We start from the raw sequence: 15,187 nt of genomic DNA, 5'->3' as shown, positions 1-15,187 counted from the left end.
TAGTTGAGTTTAGTAGGTTACCATGCAGCGATCGAGCCATCTGTTCTTCCTTCCGTTCCACCTGCTAATACACCAGTCTCTGGGTCTCTCCAAATGATCTGTCCTCGCCCAAAGTTCCCTGAATCTGCCGCCACTTGAACGTCATGACCTCTTCTCGCTAGGTCATCAACAATATGCGACGGAAGTGAGCGTTCGACTAGAACTTTCTTATCCTCCATCCACTGCCAGCGTGGCGCATCTAGTGCGGCTTGCGGGTTCAGATGAAAATCAACCGTGTTCATCACAACTTGCACGTGACCTTGAGGCTGCATGTAGCCTCCCATAACACCGAAAGGACCAACGGCTTTTCCATTCTTCGTTAAGAAGCCAGGAATAATCGTATGATACGTCTTTTTACCTGGAGCGAGTGCGTTATCGTGATCTGGATCCAATGAAAAATCATGTCCTCTATTCTGCAGGCCAATTCCCGTTTCAGGAACGACTACGCCAGAACCGAACCCCATGTAGTTGCTCTGAATGAATGAGACCATATTGCCTTCTTCGTCTGCCGTTGCAAGATATACCGTCCCACCACTTGGCGGTGTGCCGGGTTCCGGCTGAAGAGCTTCATAATCGATCAGGTCTCTTCGTTTTGCAGCATAGCTCTCCGACAACAATCCTTCAACAGATACATTCATCCTGAGTGGGTCTGTTACATATTTTTTCGCATCCACAAAGGCTAGTTTGATGGCTTCGATCTGTTTATGATACGTTTCGGCTGATTCTTTTTCGGTAAAATCATATCCTTTTAGCGTGTTGAGTGCCATGAGTGCAACGATGCCTTGGCCGTTCGGCGGAATTTCCCAAACGTCGTATCCTCTGTAGTTCACGCTGATCGGTTTCACCCACTGTGGATAAAAGGTAGCGAGATCCTCACTTCGGAGAAATCCGCCGTGCGCTTCTGATGCCTCGCTTATTTTTTGTGCGAGTGCTCCTCTATAAAAGGATTCGGATTTCGTTTCTGCGATCTCCCGTAATGTACTAGCATGGTGAGGTGAGCGCCAAATCTCGCCTACTTCTGGCGCGCGTCCGTCTGGTGCAAAGGTTTGGAACCAGCTCTCAAACTCTTCGCCTTTTAATTCCCGCTTGTACGTTTCATATGCTTTGCGCCAGTACTTACCGAGAATAGGCATCAAAGGATAACCTTCTTCGGCGTATGAGATCGCAGGTTGCAGCACTTCTTTAAACGGCAGCTTACCAAATCGGTTGGATAATTCCACCCATGCAGCTGGCGCACCTGGAACTGTAACAGGTAGCCAGCCGAACTTCGGCATATTATCATGTCCCGCTTTCTTCACTTCTTCGATCGAGATGCTTCTCGGTGCGGGACCACTCGCGTTCAATCCATGCAGTTCACCATTCATCCAGACGAGGGCGAACGCATCACCACCGATCCCGTTCGATGTTGGCTCAACGACCGTTAGACAAGCTGCGGTGGCAATGGCTGCGTCAACCGCATTTCCACCCTTTTTTAACATATCCAGCCCAGCTTGTGCGGCAAGCGGCTGACTAGTCGCAACCATTCCTTTTTTCGAAAATACGCTCATCCGATCTGAATGATAAGGGTTATGAAGGGCATTGTACTGAAGTTTCTGTTGTGTATCCTGTATCGTTTGATTCATGATTCTCACCTTTCGTGGCAGGCAATAAAATGACCTTCATCAATTTCACGCCATGCGGGTTTTTCTGTTGAACATTTGCTTTGTGCGATAGGACAACGCGTGTGGAACGGACATCCGGTTGGTGGATTAGAAGGACTAGGCAGATCGCCTTTTAACCGGATACGTTCTCTCTTTCTCCCAACAGTCGGTCTTGGTATGGCAGACAATAACGCCTCCGTGTATGGATGTGTCGGATTTTCGTACAGCTTATGAACAGGTGCGAGTTCCACCATCTGACCGAGGTACATAACAAGTACCCGGTTGCATAGGTGACGCACTACACCAAGGTCATGCGACACAAATAGATAGGTTAGGCCATGCTTTTCTTGAAGATCGCGTAAAAGTTTTATTACTTGTGCTTGGACGGAAACATCTAATGCTGACACAGGTTCATCACATACGATAAAGGATGGATTGATCGAGATCGCACGTGCTATCCCGATTCGCTGGCGCTGACCGCCGCTAAATTCGTGCGGATAGCGCTCATAGTGTTCTTCTTTTAGACCAACCTCTTTTAACAGTTGAAGGACCTTTTCTCTCCGTTCTAAAGAGGATAGATTCGTATGGATGATGAGCGCTTCTTCTAGAGCATCACCAATCCGTTGTTTTGGGTTAAGTGAGGCATACGGATCCTGAAAAATCATCTGCATCTCTTTTTTATAAGGCTTTAATTGTCTCGATGAATAGTTACTAATGTTATTCCCGTTAAAGACGAGTTCTCCTTCTGTCAGCGATTCAAGTCCAAGGATCGTTCTTCCGAGCGTCGATTTGCCGCAGCCGGATTCACCAACAACGCCCAGTGTCTCTCCTTTATAAATATCAAGCGTGATTCCGTCAACTGCCTTCACATGGTTCTTTACCCGCTGCAGCAGGCCGCCTCTCACAGGAAAGTGCTTTTTTACATTTTTTACGCTATAAAGAACTTGCTCGTCTACCGCCATTCTGTTCGACCCCCTCTTCTTGCAGCCAGCATCTTACACTCTGTTTATCTGTAACGTGAAACGTTTTTGGAGATTGTTCCATACATTTATCAAAAGCATACGGACACCGTGGATGAAAACGGCATCCCGAGATCTGCTCATTTAGCATCGGCATCGATCCTGCGATCGGCTTCAAATCAAATTCAGGATCATCAACATTAGGTACAGAAGCTAACAAGCCTTTTGTATAAGGATGCTGTGGATTATCAAAGATTTCTTCCACACGGCCTTCTTCAATTATTTCTCCTGCATACATCACGATCACTCGATCAGCAATCTCGGCGACAACTCCCATATCATGCGTGATCATAATCATGCTCATGTCGAGTTGTTCTTTCAAATCGTTCAGAAGGTCGATGATTTGAGCCTGAATGGTCACATCAAGTGCTGTTGTCGGTTCGTCAGCGATCAACAGAGACGGGTTGCATGATAGTGCGATCGCGATCATGACGCGCTGCCTCATCCCTCCGCTCAACTCATGCGGAAATTGATTCATCCGTTCGACAGGCGAAGGAATCCCAACCATCTTTAAGAGCTCAATTCCTCTCATATGTGCTTGTTTCTTTGATAGCTTCAAATGGATCATCAATGGTTCACGAATCTGAAAACCTACCGTGAATACTGGGTTTAAAGCTGTCATCGGTTCCTGAAAAATCATAGATACTTCGTTTCCGCGCACCTTCTGCATCTGTTTTGGTGACATCTCGGCAAGATTTCTTTGATTAAAGAAGATCGAACCGTCTGCTATCATTCCGTTTGATGGCAGTAGTCCCATGATAGAAAGAGCTGTGATACTTTTACCACAGCCCGACTCTCCAACGATACAGAGTGTTCCTCCTTTTTTCACCGAAAAAGAAGCGCCACGGACAGCCGGCAATGGACCGTCCGCTGATTTAAACGTTGTCACTAGATCCTTTACCTCTAAAACAGTCTCTTTCATCATCCATCCCTACTCTCTATAAACGCCGTATAATGACCACTGTCCTGTAGGTTCCATCTCAAAGCCTTTAACAGATTTATCGTAAGCGGCTGACGCGATGCCATGGTAGATCGGCAGAACCGGCAGCTGTGTCATTACATATTCATCTGCTTTTGTTAAGATTTCCTTACGCTGTTCTTGATCTACAACCGAACGAGATTGATCGATCAGCTTATCGAGCTCAGCATCTTTATAACGACTTAAGTTTGTCGCATCAATGTTTGCAGAATGAAGTCGTGGAAACAATAATTCACTTCCATCTCCTGTAACGTTCGACCAGCCGGCAATCGTAATATCAAAGTCACCTTTTTTCGAAACATCCAGGTAAGTTCCCCACTCGATCGTCTCGATGTTTGCGTTTATCCCTGCTTCTTTTAACTGTGACTGAATGACTTCAGCCATGTTCATGTACTGACTCGTATTAGCAGCTAGAATTTTAATCTCTTTTTTATCAAACCCGTTATCTTTCACAAGTTTCTTCGCTTCTGCCTGATCAAATTTTGGTCCCTTATCACTGCTTTCGTTATGCCCAAAAACCTCTGGTCCGATGAAGCTGTTCGAGTAAACTCCGAGACCATTTAACTTCTTCAAGTATCCTTCACGATTGATCGCTTGAGAAACCGCTTGTCTGAACTTTAAGTCGTTCATCGGTGCTTTTTCCATGTTAAATGCCAAGTAGTAAACGGGTGTTCCATCTTTCTTCTGAATATCAACGTTCTTAATCTTCTCTAGACGCGGCATCAGTTCAGGCGCCAGCCCATCGATCAACTGAACTTTTCCTGTCTGCAGCATAGAGATCGCGGTTGATACTTCAGGAACAACTGTAAACGTTAGCTTTTCGAGTTTGGCCGGCTTCTGCCAATAGTCCTTGTTCTTCACGAGTACGATGTCATCGCCGTTTACTTTTTCAGAGAACGTAAATGGTCCTGTTCCTACTGGATCTTTCATAAGATCTTGCTTTTGATCAGCTGTTGGAGATACGATGGCCGCATTTGAGTGTGTTAAGGCCGCAAGCATCGGTCCATAGGGCTTCTCTGTTTTTAAAACAACCGTATGTTCGTCCTGAACTTCAATGGATGATACTGGTGCTAAAAGTGATGCACGGGGTGCTGCTGTCTTTGGATCTTTTAATTTATCGAACGTGTATTTAACAGATTCTGCGTTGAACGGAGTCCCATCGTGAAATTTTATATCTTTCTTCAACTTGATCACCCACGTGTTTTCGTCTGGGTTCTCATAGGATTCTGCAAGGTGTGGAACGATTTCGCCTTTATTATCTCGAACAAATAACGTTTCATAAATCTGTTCGATCACTGTAGATGAAACAGAATCATTTGTTAGGATTGGTGATAGACCTACCACTTTAGAAGTCGTTGCATAGGTTAGCTCTTGTTCAGCTTTCCCTGCACTTCCGCCTGATGAAGAATTGCTGCTGCAACCTACTAAAGCCAATGACAATACAAAAAGAACCGTTAGCAAACTAGCAAACCACTTTTTTCCCATTCGTCATATCCCCCTCTTATTTGTCTAAACTCATTCCTTGATCTAACGCGTCACGAAGCGCATCACCCACAACATTAAACGCAAACACAACTAGCATGATGGCAATACCCGGAATCACGATCATATGAGGTGATGTCCACATGTACTCCTGTCCTGCCGCAATCATTGCACCCCATTCAGGCGTTGGCGGCTGTGCCCCTAAGCCTAGGAAACTTAATGATGCCGTTGATAGAATCGCAGTTGCCATCCTCATCGTTGCAAAGACGATAATAGGAGCCATACAATTTGGCAGAACATGCCTGACCATGATACGAAGGTCACTTGCTCCAAGTGATCGCATCGCGATAATGTACTCTTGCTTCTTAATGGAGAGAACACTTCCGCGGACGATACGAGCACACGTTGGAATCGACCATATACTGATGGCAATTACGACGTTCACTAGGCTTGTCCCTAAGATCGCGATGATCAGCATAGCTAGCAGAATACCAGGAAAAGCAAACATTAAATCTACGAATCTCATAATGATGCCGTCGAGCCTTCTATAGTAACCAGATAGCAAACCAAGTACGACTCCGCCCGCTAAACCAAGACTTACAGCACCGATTCCTACTAACAATGAGATTCTCGCTCCATATACGATTCTGCTCCAGATATCTCGTCCATAATTATCCGTTCCTAGCCAATGCCCTTCTGTTCCAATAGGCAGTTCACTCAGTTCCAAGTTCTGTTTGTTTGGATCCACTCCTACGATGACTGGAGCCGCAAGAGCCATAAACAGCTGAAAGGCAATGATCAGGAGACCGACGATAGCCATCTTATTCTTAATGAGCCGTTTCCACGTTTTGAAAAGCGCAAACTCTTTCTTTTTCTTATGTGACGGTAACTGCTGTGTTACTAATTCCGTTGACATGTTATCCCCCCTTCGCGTTTATTCGTAACTGATCCTTGGATCAATAAAGGCATATACGATATCGACAATTAAGTTCACTAAGACGAACAATGTAGCTACAAGAAGAACCGATCCTTGAACCATCGGAAAATCACGAGCTGCAATAGACTCAATCATGAGCCTGCCAACCCCATTGATAGCAAAAACAGATTCTGTAATGATGGTGCCTCCAAGTAAGAAACCAAAATTCAAGCCGATCACTGTAATGACTGGAATCATTGCGTTTCTAAGACAATGCATCATGATGACTGTTCTTTCACGAACGCCTTTCGCTCTTGCGGTTCTTACGTAATCTGCTCGAATCACTTCCAACATGGCAGAACGACTCATTCTGGCGATCATGGCGGCTGAGCCTGTCCCAAGAGTAATAGCAGGAAGTGCGAGTTGTTTCATTCCTTCGATGGTCCAGAACGGTTCGGTTAATCCTCCCACAGGAAACCATTGAAGGTTAACGGCGAAAATAAGGATTAATATGGCACCTAACCAAAAGTTAGGAATGGAGATTCCCCCGAGAGCAATAATGGTACTCAATCCGTCAAACCAGGTGTTATGTTTTAATGCTGATATGATTCCTGCCGTTACACCGATTACAATCGCAACAATAATGCTTGCGATAGCCAGGTTCAGTGTGTTTGGGAAACGGTCGATAATCGCTTCTGACACCGCTTGTTTTGTCTGATAAGAGAACCCTAAGTCACCTGCAAAAATGCCTTTTAAGTAATCGAAATATTGAGCGAGCAACGGCTCATTTAGTCCAAGGTTTTCTCTGATCGCTTCAACGTCTTCTTGAGTCGCCGTTGGTCCGCCGATAATACTTGCCGGATCACCTGGCGCAATGTGCATACTCATAAAAACAATGAATGAAATACCGATTAATAAGAGCACTAGCTGAAAAATACGCCTTACAATCAAACCTGCCATTTTCTCTTCACCTCTCCCCTTTTTTCACTTTTTCGGTACAATTAAGTAGAAATGACCTCCGTTTGTTAACCAAAAATCAAATATAAACTAACAAACGTTTTATATTGTTTCTGATTATAAAATATATTCAGAATATTTTCTATATAAAATCATAATTTGGTTCTTTGTTCCCGTACCTATGTAAGTAGACATAAACTAATGCACTACTAAACGTTTTCGAGATAGGAAGATGCACCTAGTTGATATAATTGCTTCACTAGAATAAAAAAAGAGGATTCGAAATGGATAGCTGTCCATTCGAATCCTCTTTGTATTCTTTAAAGTTCGTTCTTTTCTAAAAGATTGTCGCTTTAAACACCTTGTCACCTTTGACGATTGATTGGAGTGGAAGATGCGAGACTCCTACGGGACAGGCGGGCAGTTTGAAAAGTGGAAGTGGCTCGTTCAGCCCCGACAAGCAAAAGTTGAATGGGCCATGAAGGCGCACTTTGCCTTCTTGACCGTTAAACTTTTGACCTCGAGGGGCTAGCCACTGCAACTAGGCAGCTGAGACACTTAAGAGTGAAACGTACGAATGTGGCTCAGCGCCTGCCCCGTGGAAAGCGAGCAACTTGGAACGGAAATTAACACTTCCAAAAGCAACAAAGTTTATGAAAACAGCTCTATAGTTTTAGCCCTGATCGGCTCTTGAATCTTCTGAGTAGAATATGTGATTCTACTCTCGAAATACCTTTGATGCCATAAAGTTCATTATTGATAAACTTCTCTAACGAAGGAAAATCTTCTACCAATACGTGCATATGTAATGTGCTTGGCCCTGTCATCTGGTAGCAGCTTGCGACACTTGGATTATTCACGAGTTTCTCTGCTACTTTTACTAAATAGGCTGGTTCACAGTCCACTTCAAAGAAAGCTGAAACGGTCTTTCCTGCTGCTTCTGAGTCAATCACCACACTGAACTTTTCTATTACTCCCGCTTTTCTCATCTGATTAACACGTTCGCGAACAGATACACGGGAAAGGCTTAATTCCTTACCGATCTCTGCATAAGACATTCTACCGTCTTGTGTTAGCAGCTCTAATATTTTTCGATCTGTATCATCTATTTTCAAATCAATCACCACGCTTACATTGAATGAATTCATTGTAAGCGTTATTTTCTCAAAATTCAAATAAGGGCTAAAAATGCAATGTGTTCACCCTGTATTACAACAGTTTTAAAATATTTAACACATTCCAAGAAACCCAGTCATAACAAGGATAAACAGTTGGACAGATGACTCAATTTTATAAAAAACAAGAAAATGTTATAAAACAGGTGTTGCAAAAAATAAACTGTTATAATACAATGCATTATAATCAAATCAAAAACAAAACAGGAGGAATTTAAAATGAAAAATTACTTGGAGCTTCACCGTAATATTCCTAAGAAGACGTGTTCGGAATGTGGATGTGTGATCGAGGAACAACATGAATCTTATCTTTATGAGTGCGAGCGCTGCATGGGAAAACACGAGAGGTAAATTTTTTTACCTCTTCTGTTATATAACAATAATATTTTAAGTGCATCTGTTTAATAACATGTTTAGAAAGGACTGTGTAATAAGTGACGATTGAAACTACTAATCTACAAGTGTTAGGCGACATTACCCCAGCGTATGAAAAAATATTAACACCAGGTAGCATTCTTTTCTTAAAGTCATTGCACCTTCACTTTAACAACACCCGCAAAGAACTTCTGAAACAACGTAAAGCGAGGCAAAGTGAAATAGATGCTGGGATCATGCCTACCTTTTTACCAGAAACCGAACATATCCGTAACAGTGATTGGACCATCTCACCACTTCCCCAAGATCTTCAAGACCGGCGAGTAGAGATCACAGGTCCTGTTGACCGCAAAATGGTGATAAACGCGCTTAACTCAGGAGCTAAGCTATTCATGGCAGATCTTGAAGATTCCAACTCTCCTACTTGGGAGAACACGATTGATGGTCAGATCAACTTAAAGGATGCCGTTAACCGCTCTATTTCTTTTGATAATGGAAACGGAAAAACGTATACATTGAACGAAAAGACCGCCACGCTCATCGTACGTCCACGTGGCTGGCATCTTGAAGAAAAACATATTGTTGTCGACAACGAACCGATGTCTGGTAGCTTAGTAGATTTTGGCCTTTATTTTTATCACAATGCAAAGACACTGATCGAAAACGGGTCTGGACCTTATTTCTATCTTCCTAAAATGGAAAGTCATAAAGAAGCTCGCCTTTGGAACGATGTGTTTATTTACGCACAAGAACAGCTAGGGATTCCACGAGGTACCATTAAAGCAACTGTACTCATCGAGACCATTGTTGCGGCTTTTGAAATGGACGAAATTTTATACGAGCTTCGTGAACATTCCGCAGGCGTAAACTGTGGCAGATGGGATTATATTTTCAGCTATATTAAGAAGTTCCGTAATCAGCCACACGTGATTCTCCCTGATCGCTCGCTCGTTACAATGACTGTTCCGTTCATGAGATCGTATTCTCTTTTGGCCATAAAAACGTGCCATAAACGAAACGCCCCTGCGATCGGTGGAATGGCTGCTCAGATTCCAATTAAAAACGATGAAGCCGCAAATGCTGCTGCTTTTGAAAAAGTTCGTGCTGACAAAGAGCGCGAGGCTTCTGACGGTCATGACGGGACATGGGTTGCCCATCCGGGACTCGTGCCTGTTGCTATGGAAGTATTTGACCGCATCATGCCAACGCCTAATCAGATCAATCAAAAACGTGAAGATGTAGTCGTAACGGCTGATGATTTAGTGGCTGTACCAGAAGGCGAAATCACAGAAGAAGGTTTGCGCGTCAACATTAGTGTCGGCATTCAATACATCGCTTCTTGGCTAAGAGGTAAAGGAGCTGCACCAATTAACCATCTCATGGAAGATGCAGCTACCGCAGAAATCTCACGAGCACAAGTATGGCAATGGATCAGACACCCTAAAGGCATTTTACGCGACGGACGCAAAGTGACGTTCGAGCTGGTAGAGGAACTAAAGTTGCAGGAAGTTCAAAAGTTGAAGCAAGGAATGAATGAGGAGTCATTCAATTCAGGTCGTTTTATGGAAGCAGTTGCGTTGTTTGATGAGCTGATTCGCAATAATGAGTTTCAAGATTTCTTAACTAATCGAGGTTATGAGGTTTTGTAGGTATATCTTTTTATCAATTTTTTGTTCCAACTTTTAGATTTTCATATTAATTAATGAATGATTAACCCATTTCATGGAGTATCAGCCCTTTTATAGAACCCCTAACCTTTTGAGAAGTTTGTATTGATCATAGTTGAGAAGAAATAAGGGCTTTACCGAGCGAAACGATAGTGTTTGTGCGCGAAACAACTGACTTTTTGAGTGAAGTGAGGTGTTTTTGGAGCGAAACAGTGTCCTGTTTGAGCGAACGTGTAACAATTATAAAAACACGTACCGTAAAACCAAAATTCTTAATATCTCAAAATGCCCGCGTTCCAATTGCATTAAGAGATTTATCTAATTATGTCTAAGAATCATCAACTCACAAAAAACTAATAAACCCTAAGGAGAGAGATTAATGAATCAATCACGTGTGGAGAAATTACAGGATATGTGGCAAAACGAAGAGCGCTGGTCAGGAGTTCAGCGTCCTTATACAGCAGAAGAGGTTATTCGCTTACGTGGGTCCATCGATATCGAGCATACACTTGCTAAAAAGGGCTCCGAAAAATTTTGGGATCTCCTTCAAAACGAAACATATGTAAACGCTTTAGGAGCACTAACAGGCAATCAGGCGGTTCAGCAAGCAAAGGCAGGTCTGAAAGCCGTATACTTAAGCGGTTGGCAGGTCGCAGCAGATGCCAACCTTTCTGGAAACATGTATCCTGACCAAAGTTTATATCCGGCAAACTCTGTGCCACACGTGGTAAAACGCATCAACTCTGCTCTTCAGCGCGCTGATCAGATTCAGCACATGGAAGGTGGAAACGAGGTCGATTACTTCCTTCCGATCGTTGCAGATGCAGAAGCTGGTTTTGGCGGACAACTGAACGTTTTTGAGCTGATGAAAGGCATGATTGAGTCTGGAGCGTCGGCTGTTCACTTTGAAGATCAGTTATCTTCTGAGAAAAAGTGCGGACATCTAGGTGGAAAAGTACTATTGCCGACGATGACGGCTGTACGCAACTTAATCTCAGCTCGTCTGGCGGCAGATGTGATGGGAACACCAACAATTTTGATCGCACGTACTGATGCTGATGCTGCAGATTTGATCACGAGTGACATCGATCCAGTCGACCGCGCTTTTATTACAGGTGAGCGAACAGCTGAAGGCTTTTACCGTACAAACGCGGGCCTTGATCAAGCGATCGCACGCGGACTTGCCTATGCACCTTATGCGGATTTGATCTGGTGCGAAACGAGTGAACCGAACCTAGAACAAGCGCAGCGTTTTGCAGATGCGATCCACGAACAGTTTCCTGGTAAACTATTAGCTTACAACTGTTCTCCTTCTTTTAACTGGAAAAAGAAACTGGATGACGCAACGATTGAAACGTTCCAGCAGCAGCTTGCAGCGATGGGCTATAAGTTCCAGTTCGTAACGTTGGCTGGTTTCCACGCGCTGAACCATAGCATGTTCGAACTAGCAAAAGGCTATAAAGCGAGAGGTATGGGTGCTTATTCTGAGTTGCAGCAAAGAGAGTTTGATAGTGAGATCGATGGCTATACGGCAACGCGCCACCAGCGTGAAGTAGGAACAGGCTATTTTGATGAAGTCACACAGCTCGTTTCGGGTGGTACAGCTTCAACAACAGCTCTAAAAGGATCTACAGAAGAAGATCAATTTCAGTCACAAAAAGCGTAGAGATAGAGTTATTGGATAGGAGATATATAGATATATAGAAGAAAGGACAGGAGCAGATGCCCTTGTCCTTTTTTAGAGTCTAATTTACAAATGTATTGTGAACGCGCCACGATTTCTTTGCATACGTGGACCAGATGAAAAACGCTAATAGAGCAGAAGCTGAGTTTACAAAAGGCGTTCCTGTATTCACTTCATCTACAAACAGAAGCAGAATATCTGTTAGAACCGCAAAGATTAACGTGATCTGAAGCAAAAATACCCACGTCTTTACGAACGTTTTTTTCTTCGTAAAAAATAGATAGAGAAGATAGATATTCAATCCAATCAATCCAATATTAAAGATTAATTCTCCATATACAACGTATTTTAATAATAACGAATGGAATTTATAACCTTTGATCGCATCAAATCCCACTTGTACAGCATTTAGTTTAAACGGCAACGCTAAAAGTAGTCCCGCTCCTACTAATAGCAGCCATCCTCCTAAACCTTTTAAATCTTCTTTTTGTTTTGGTTGTGTTTCCAATGTTTGTCTCCCTTCTGATGTATGTCTTTTCTGCACTCATGTTTTCCATGAAGGATAAAGTGACTCTATACGGAATATTATATCTAAAATTAATCATGTCAGGAGTCATGTTATGGAAATGATTAAAAAAGCTACTGTTCTTGATGCCGCTGATATACATGCGTTACAAAAATTGGCTTATTTGAGTGAGGCTGAACTTTACGGCAATTATGATATTCAACCTCTTACACAATCGGTTGCTGATGTAGAAGAAAGCATAAGAACTCACCACGTACTAAAGTATCTATTTAACGGTAACATTATTGGCTCTGTCAAAGCTCATGAAAACGAAGGAACGTGCTTTATAGGTAAGCTCATGGTCCATCCTGACTTTCAAAACAGAGGCATCGGAAGAAAGTTAGTAGAGGAGATTGAGCAACTGTTTGCTGCATACCGTTACGAATTATACACCGGCAGCAAGAGCGTGAAGAATATTTCTTTTTACGAAAAGCTAGGCTACAAGGTGTTTAAAACCCATAAATTAGACTTTGAAGAAACCATCTTTGTTTTTATGGAAAAGCAACCTGTATTGTTAAAAAAATAAGGCTGTTTTCGTAAACCTTGTTGCTCTTGGAAGTGTTGATTTCCGTTCTAGGTTGCTCGCTTTCCACGGGGCAGGCGCTGAGCCACATTCGTACGTTTCACTCTTAAGTGTCTCAGCTGCCCGCCTGTCCCGTAGGAGTCTCGCACCTTCCACTACAATCAATTGTCAAAGGTGACATGGGTACAAAGCAACAATCTTTTAGAAAAGAGCGAAAAATAAAGTAAAGAGGCTGATACGAGAGTCAGCCTCTTACTCGTTCTATTAAGCTTTTACATCGCGCTTTTGGAAAACCGTAAACGTAATCGCGAGCATGATCACCGTGTATACCGCGAGCACACTAATGGAGAACGGCAGCGTTAAATCCTTAACCATCTGGTTCTGTCCATCAATCAATACACTAAGATCCATATTGGCGAACAATGTGTAGATCACCCAGTCTTTTGTAGCAAGAAGTGCAACAATCGTATTTCCTGCAAACATCGTAAACAGTGCCACACCGATTGCGACCGAGTTACTCATGAACAGAGTTGAGATCATGAATGACATGGCTACGAGTGCTGTTAATTCGATAAATTCTACTCCAATGTTAGCAAACACGTACTCCACGATCAGCCTTTCTTTCACTTGCCCATCTTCTGCTGTGATCAAGTACGACTGATCCATGCCTCCAAATCCATAGGCAAGGCCACCAACAAGCCATGTCACTAAGATGACAACGAGCCACATCAAGAACGCAAAGCCAAGCGTTGCAACGAATTTAGATAAAAGAATCTTCCACCTGCTATAAGGGCGGATCAGAAGCATCTTGATCGTCCCTTTTGCAAATTCATTCGATACGATATCACTAGCCACTACGATTACAAACAATCCGATAAAGATTGAGATCCAAGCCATGTCTTTCATGAACTGCCATGCAGTTGTTTCATAAGGAGAGATATCATTAGCGATGGCGTATTCGTTCTGCTTGATGTTTGATTCTAACATATCGATATAGATTTCATTATCGTTGTTTTTCTTTGCTTCATCCAGCGCTTTTTGGTCATCCTTAACAGTTTGCGTCAGTTCTTGCTTCCAATTTTCATTTACTTCAACATCTGTTGTTGCTTTGTCATAAACAGCGATACCGATAATGATAACGATTGGAATGGCAAGGAAGATCCATGTGCGCATGCGGCTAAAGATTTTAATCCACTCATTCGTTAACAGGGATAGCCACTTCATTCAGATCTCCCCCTTTCTTTGTCATTTCTAAGAATCGTTCTTCGAGCGTCTTCGTTTTGCGTTGGATCCCCACAACGAGAACGCCTGCTAGAACAAGTTGTTTATTAAGTTCTGCAATGGATCGTACGTCCGATGTTTGGACAATTAGTTCCTGTCCCGACTCTGTGACGTTCAGCTCTTCGTTCATTTCGATAAGTACTTGTTTTGCCTGCGAAACGTCGCCTTCGATTTGGAAGTGAACCTTCACATCGGCTTCGTCTTCCTGGTTTAGAATTTCATCGATACGGACCAGTTTTCCATTTTGAATAATGGCCACACGGTCGCACATCATCTGCATCTCAGCAAGCATGTGTGAAGATACGATTACAGAAGTGCCATTGTTTGCTAGCAGACGCAAATAGTTACGAAGATCATATATTCCTTGTGGATCGAGTCCGTTCGTCGGTTCGTCCAGGATTAACACGTTCGGCTTATGTAAAAGTGCCTGAGCTACACCCAGTCGCTGTCTCATACCAAGCGAGTATGTTTTTACTTTATCGTGAATCGCGTACTTCAGATCAACGAGTTCAATGACTTCGTCAATTCTTTCCTTTGTCACATCCGGCATGATCCTCGCATATTGCATGAGGTTTTTATAGCCTGTCATATAATCGTATAACTGCGGGTTTTCAACGATTGCACCAACGCGTTCCATCGCTTTTTCAAAGTTACCTCGAATGTTGTCACCGTTGATCAGAACGTCTCCGTCCGTGATAGAGATCAGCCCAACGATCATTCGAATCGTTGTCGTCTTACCCGCTCCGTTCGGACCGAGAAGACCGAAAATCTCACCTTCTCTTACAGAAAACGATAGATCATCCACAATGGTCTTGCCTTTGATCTTTTTCGTTAAGTTCTTAAGTTCTAACGTATGTGTTGTCATGTGCTCCCCAATTCCTCCTA

Annotated in this window: 14 protein-coding genes; 4 read left to right on the top strand and 10 right to left on the bottom strand. The window is 43.1% G+C overall.

Features of this window, described 5'->3' with window-relative positions; all coding sequences use genetic code 11:
- Window positions 1-17: 17 nt before the first annotated feature.
- The 7 genes from IHV10_RS08980 to IHV10_RS08950 all read right to left on the bottom strand — a co-directional run bounded on the left by IHV10_RS08980 (window position 18) and on the right by IHV10_RS08950 (window position 8,147).
- On the bottom strand, window positions 18-1,661 hold the full coding sequence (locus IHV10_RS08980) for a gamma-glutamyltransferase family protein (RefSeq protein WP_197128366.1): 1,644 nt from the start codon (window positions 1,659-1,661) through the stop codon (window positions 18-20).
- 5 nt (window positions 1,662-1,666) lie between these two features.
- On the bottom strand, window positions 1,667-2,641 hold the full coding sequence (locus IHV10_RS08975) for an ABC transporter ATP-binding protein (protein ID WP_197128364.1): 975 nt from the start codon (window positions 2,639-2,641) through the stop codon (window positions 1,667-1,669).
- The gene (locus IHV10_RS08970) at window positions 2,613-3,620 is read right to left on the bottom strand and encodes an ABC transporter ATP-binding protein (RefSeq protein ID WP_197129884.1); all 1,008 of its coding nucleotides are present in this window, start codon (window positions 3,618-3,620) and stop codon (window positions 2,613-2,615) included. Before IHV10_RS08970 ends, IHV10_RS08975 begins: the two co-directional genes overlap by 29 nt.
- 9 nt (window positions 3,621-3,629) lie before the next feature.
- Window positions 3,630-5,162 carry a glutathione ABC transporter substrate-binding protein gene (locus IHV10_RS08965; RefSeq protein ID WP_197128362.1) on the bottom strand — a complete coding sequence of 511 codons (1,533 nt, stop codon included), beginning with the start codon at window positions 5,160-5,162 and terminating at the stop codon, window positions 3,630-3,632.
- A gap of 16 nt (window positions 5,163-5,178) precedes the next feature.
- Window positions 5,179-6,075 (bottom strand): ABC transporter permease, encoded by an 897-nt coding sequence (locus IHV10_RS08960; RefSeq protein WP_197128360.1) that lies wholly within the window; start codon window positions 6,073-6,075, stop codon window positions 5,179-5,181.
- An 18-nt stretch (window positions 6,076-6,093) separates the two neighbouring features.
- Window positions 6,094-7,035, bottom strand: coding sequence for a nickel ABC transporter permease (nikB, locus tag IHV10_RS08955; protein WP_066398770.1), 942 nt, complete (start codon window positions 7,033-7,035; stop codon window positions 6,094-6,096).
- A gap of 662 nt (window positions 7,036-7,697) precedes the next feature.
- Window positions 7,698-8,147 (bottom strand): Lrp/AsnC family transcriptional regulator, encoded by a 450-nt coding sequence (locus IHV10_RS08950; RefSeq protein ID WP_191754264.1) that lies wholly within the window; start codon window positions 8,145-8,147, stop codon window positions 7,698-7,700.
- Between the two features lie 279 nt (window positions 8,148-8,426).
- On the opposite strand from IHV10_RS08950, the gene yhfH reads away from it, so the two are divergent.
- From yhfH to aceA, 3 genes are all read left to right on the top strand, one after another.
- The gene (gene yhfH, locus IHV10_RS08945) at window positions 8,427-8,558 is read left to right on the top strand and encodes a protein YhfH (RefSeq protein WP_137791063.1); all 132 of its coding nucleotides are present in this window, start codon (window positions 8,427-8,429) and stop codon (window positions 8,556-8,558) included.
- Window positions 8,559-8,641: 83 nt separating this feature from the next.
- On the top strand, window positions 8,642-10,231 hold the full coding sequence (gene aceB / locus IHV10_RS08940; protein ID WP_197128358.1) for a malate synthase A: 1,590 nt from the start codon (window positions 8,642-8,644) through the stop codon (window positions 10,229-10,231).
- Between the two features lie 397 nt (window positions 10,232-10,628).
- Window positions 10,629-11,915, top strand: coding sequence for an isocitrate lyase (gene aceA, locus IHV10_RS08935; protein ID WP_197128356.1), 1,287 nt, complete (start codon window positions 10,629-10,631; stop codon window positions 11,913-11,915).
- 79 nt (window positions 11,916-11,994) lie between these two features.
- On the opposite strand, the gene IHV10_RS08930 is transcribed toward aceA, so the two are convergent.
- Window positions 11,995-12,441, bottom strand: coding sequence for a DUF2569 family protein (locus IHV10_RS08930; RefSeq protein WP_197128354.1), 447 nt, complete (start codon window positions 12,439-12,441; stop codon window positions 11,995-11,997).
- A gap of 112 nt (window positions 12,442-12,553) precedes the next feature.
- Between IHV10_RS08930 and IHV10_RS08925 the strand changes: the two genes are divergently transcribed.
- A complete protein-coding gene (locus tag IHV10_RS08925) occupies window positions 12,554-13,024 on the top strand; it encodes a GNAT family N-acetyltransferase (RefSeq protein WP_197128352.1) in 471 nt (156 codons plus the stop codon).
- A 261-nt stretch (window positions 13,025-13,285) separates the two neighbouring features.
- Here the strand turns inward: IHV10_RS08925 and IHV10_RS08920 are convergent, their stop codons facing one another.
- Both IHV10_RS08920 and IHV10_RS08915 read right to left on the bottom strand, forming a co-directional pair.
- Window positions 13,286-14,245: an ABC transporter permease gene (locus IHV10_RS08920; protein WP_197128350.1), complete on the bottom strand. Its 960-nt coding sequence runs from the start codon at window positions 14,243-14,245 to the stop codon at window positions 13,286-13,288.
- Entirely contained in the window at window positions 14,217-15,167 is a 951-nt protein-coding gene (locus tag IHV10_RS08915; RefSeq protein ID WP_197128348.1) for an ABC transporter ATP-binding protein, read from the bottom strand. The genes IHV10_RS08920 and IHV10_RS08915 overlap by 29 nt, the downstream gene beginning before the upstream one ends.
- Window positions 15,168-15,187 lie beyond the last annotated feature (20 nt).

Origin of the sequence: Fictibacillus sp. 5RED26 (assembly GCF_015903895.1) — a bacterium.
GTDB lineage: Bacteria > Bacillota > Bacilli > Bacillales > Fictibacillaceae > Fictibacillus > Fictibacillus phosphorivorans.
This window is presented reverse-complemented; position numbering and strand designations above follow the sequence as displayed.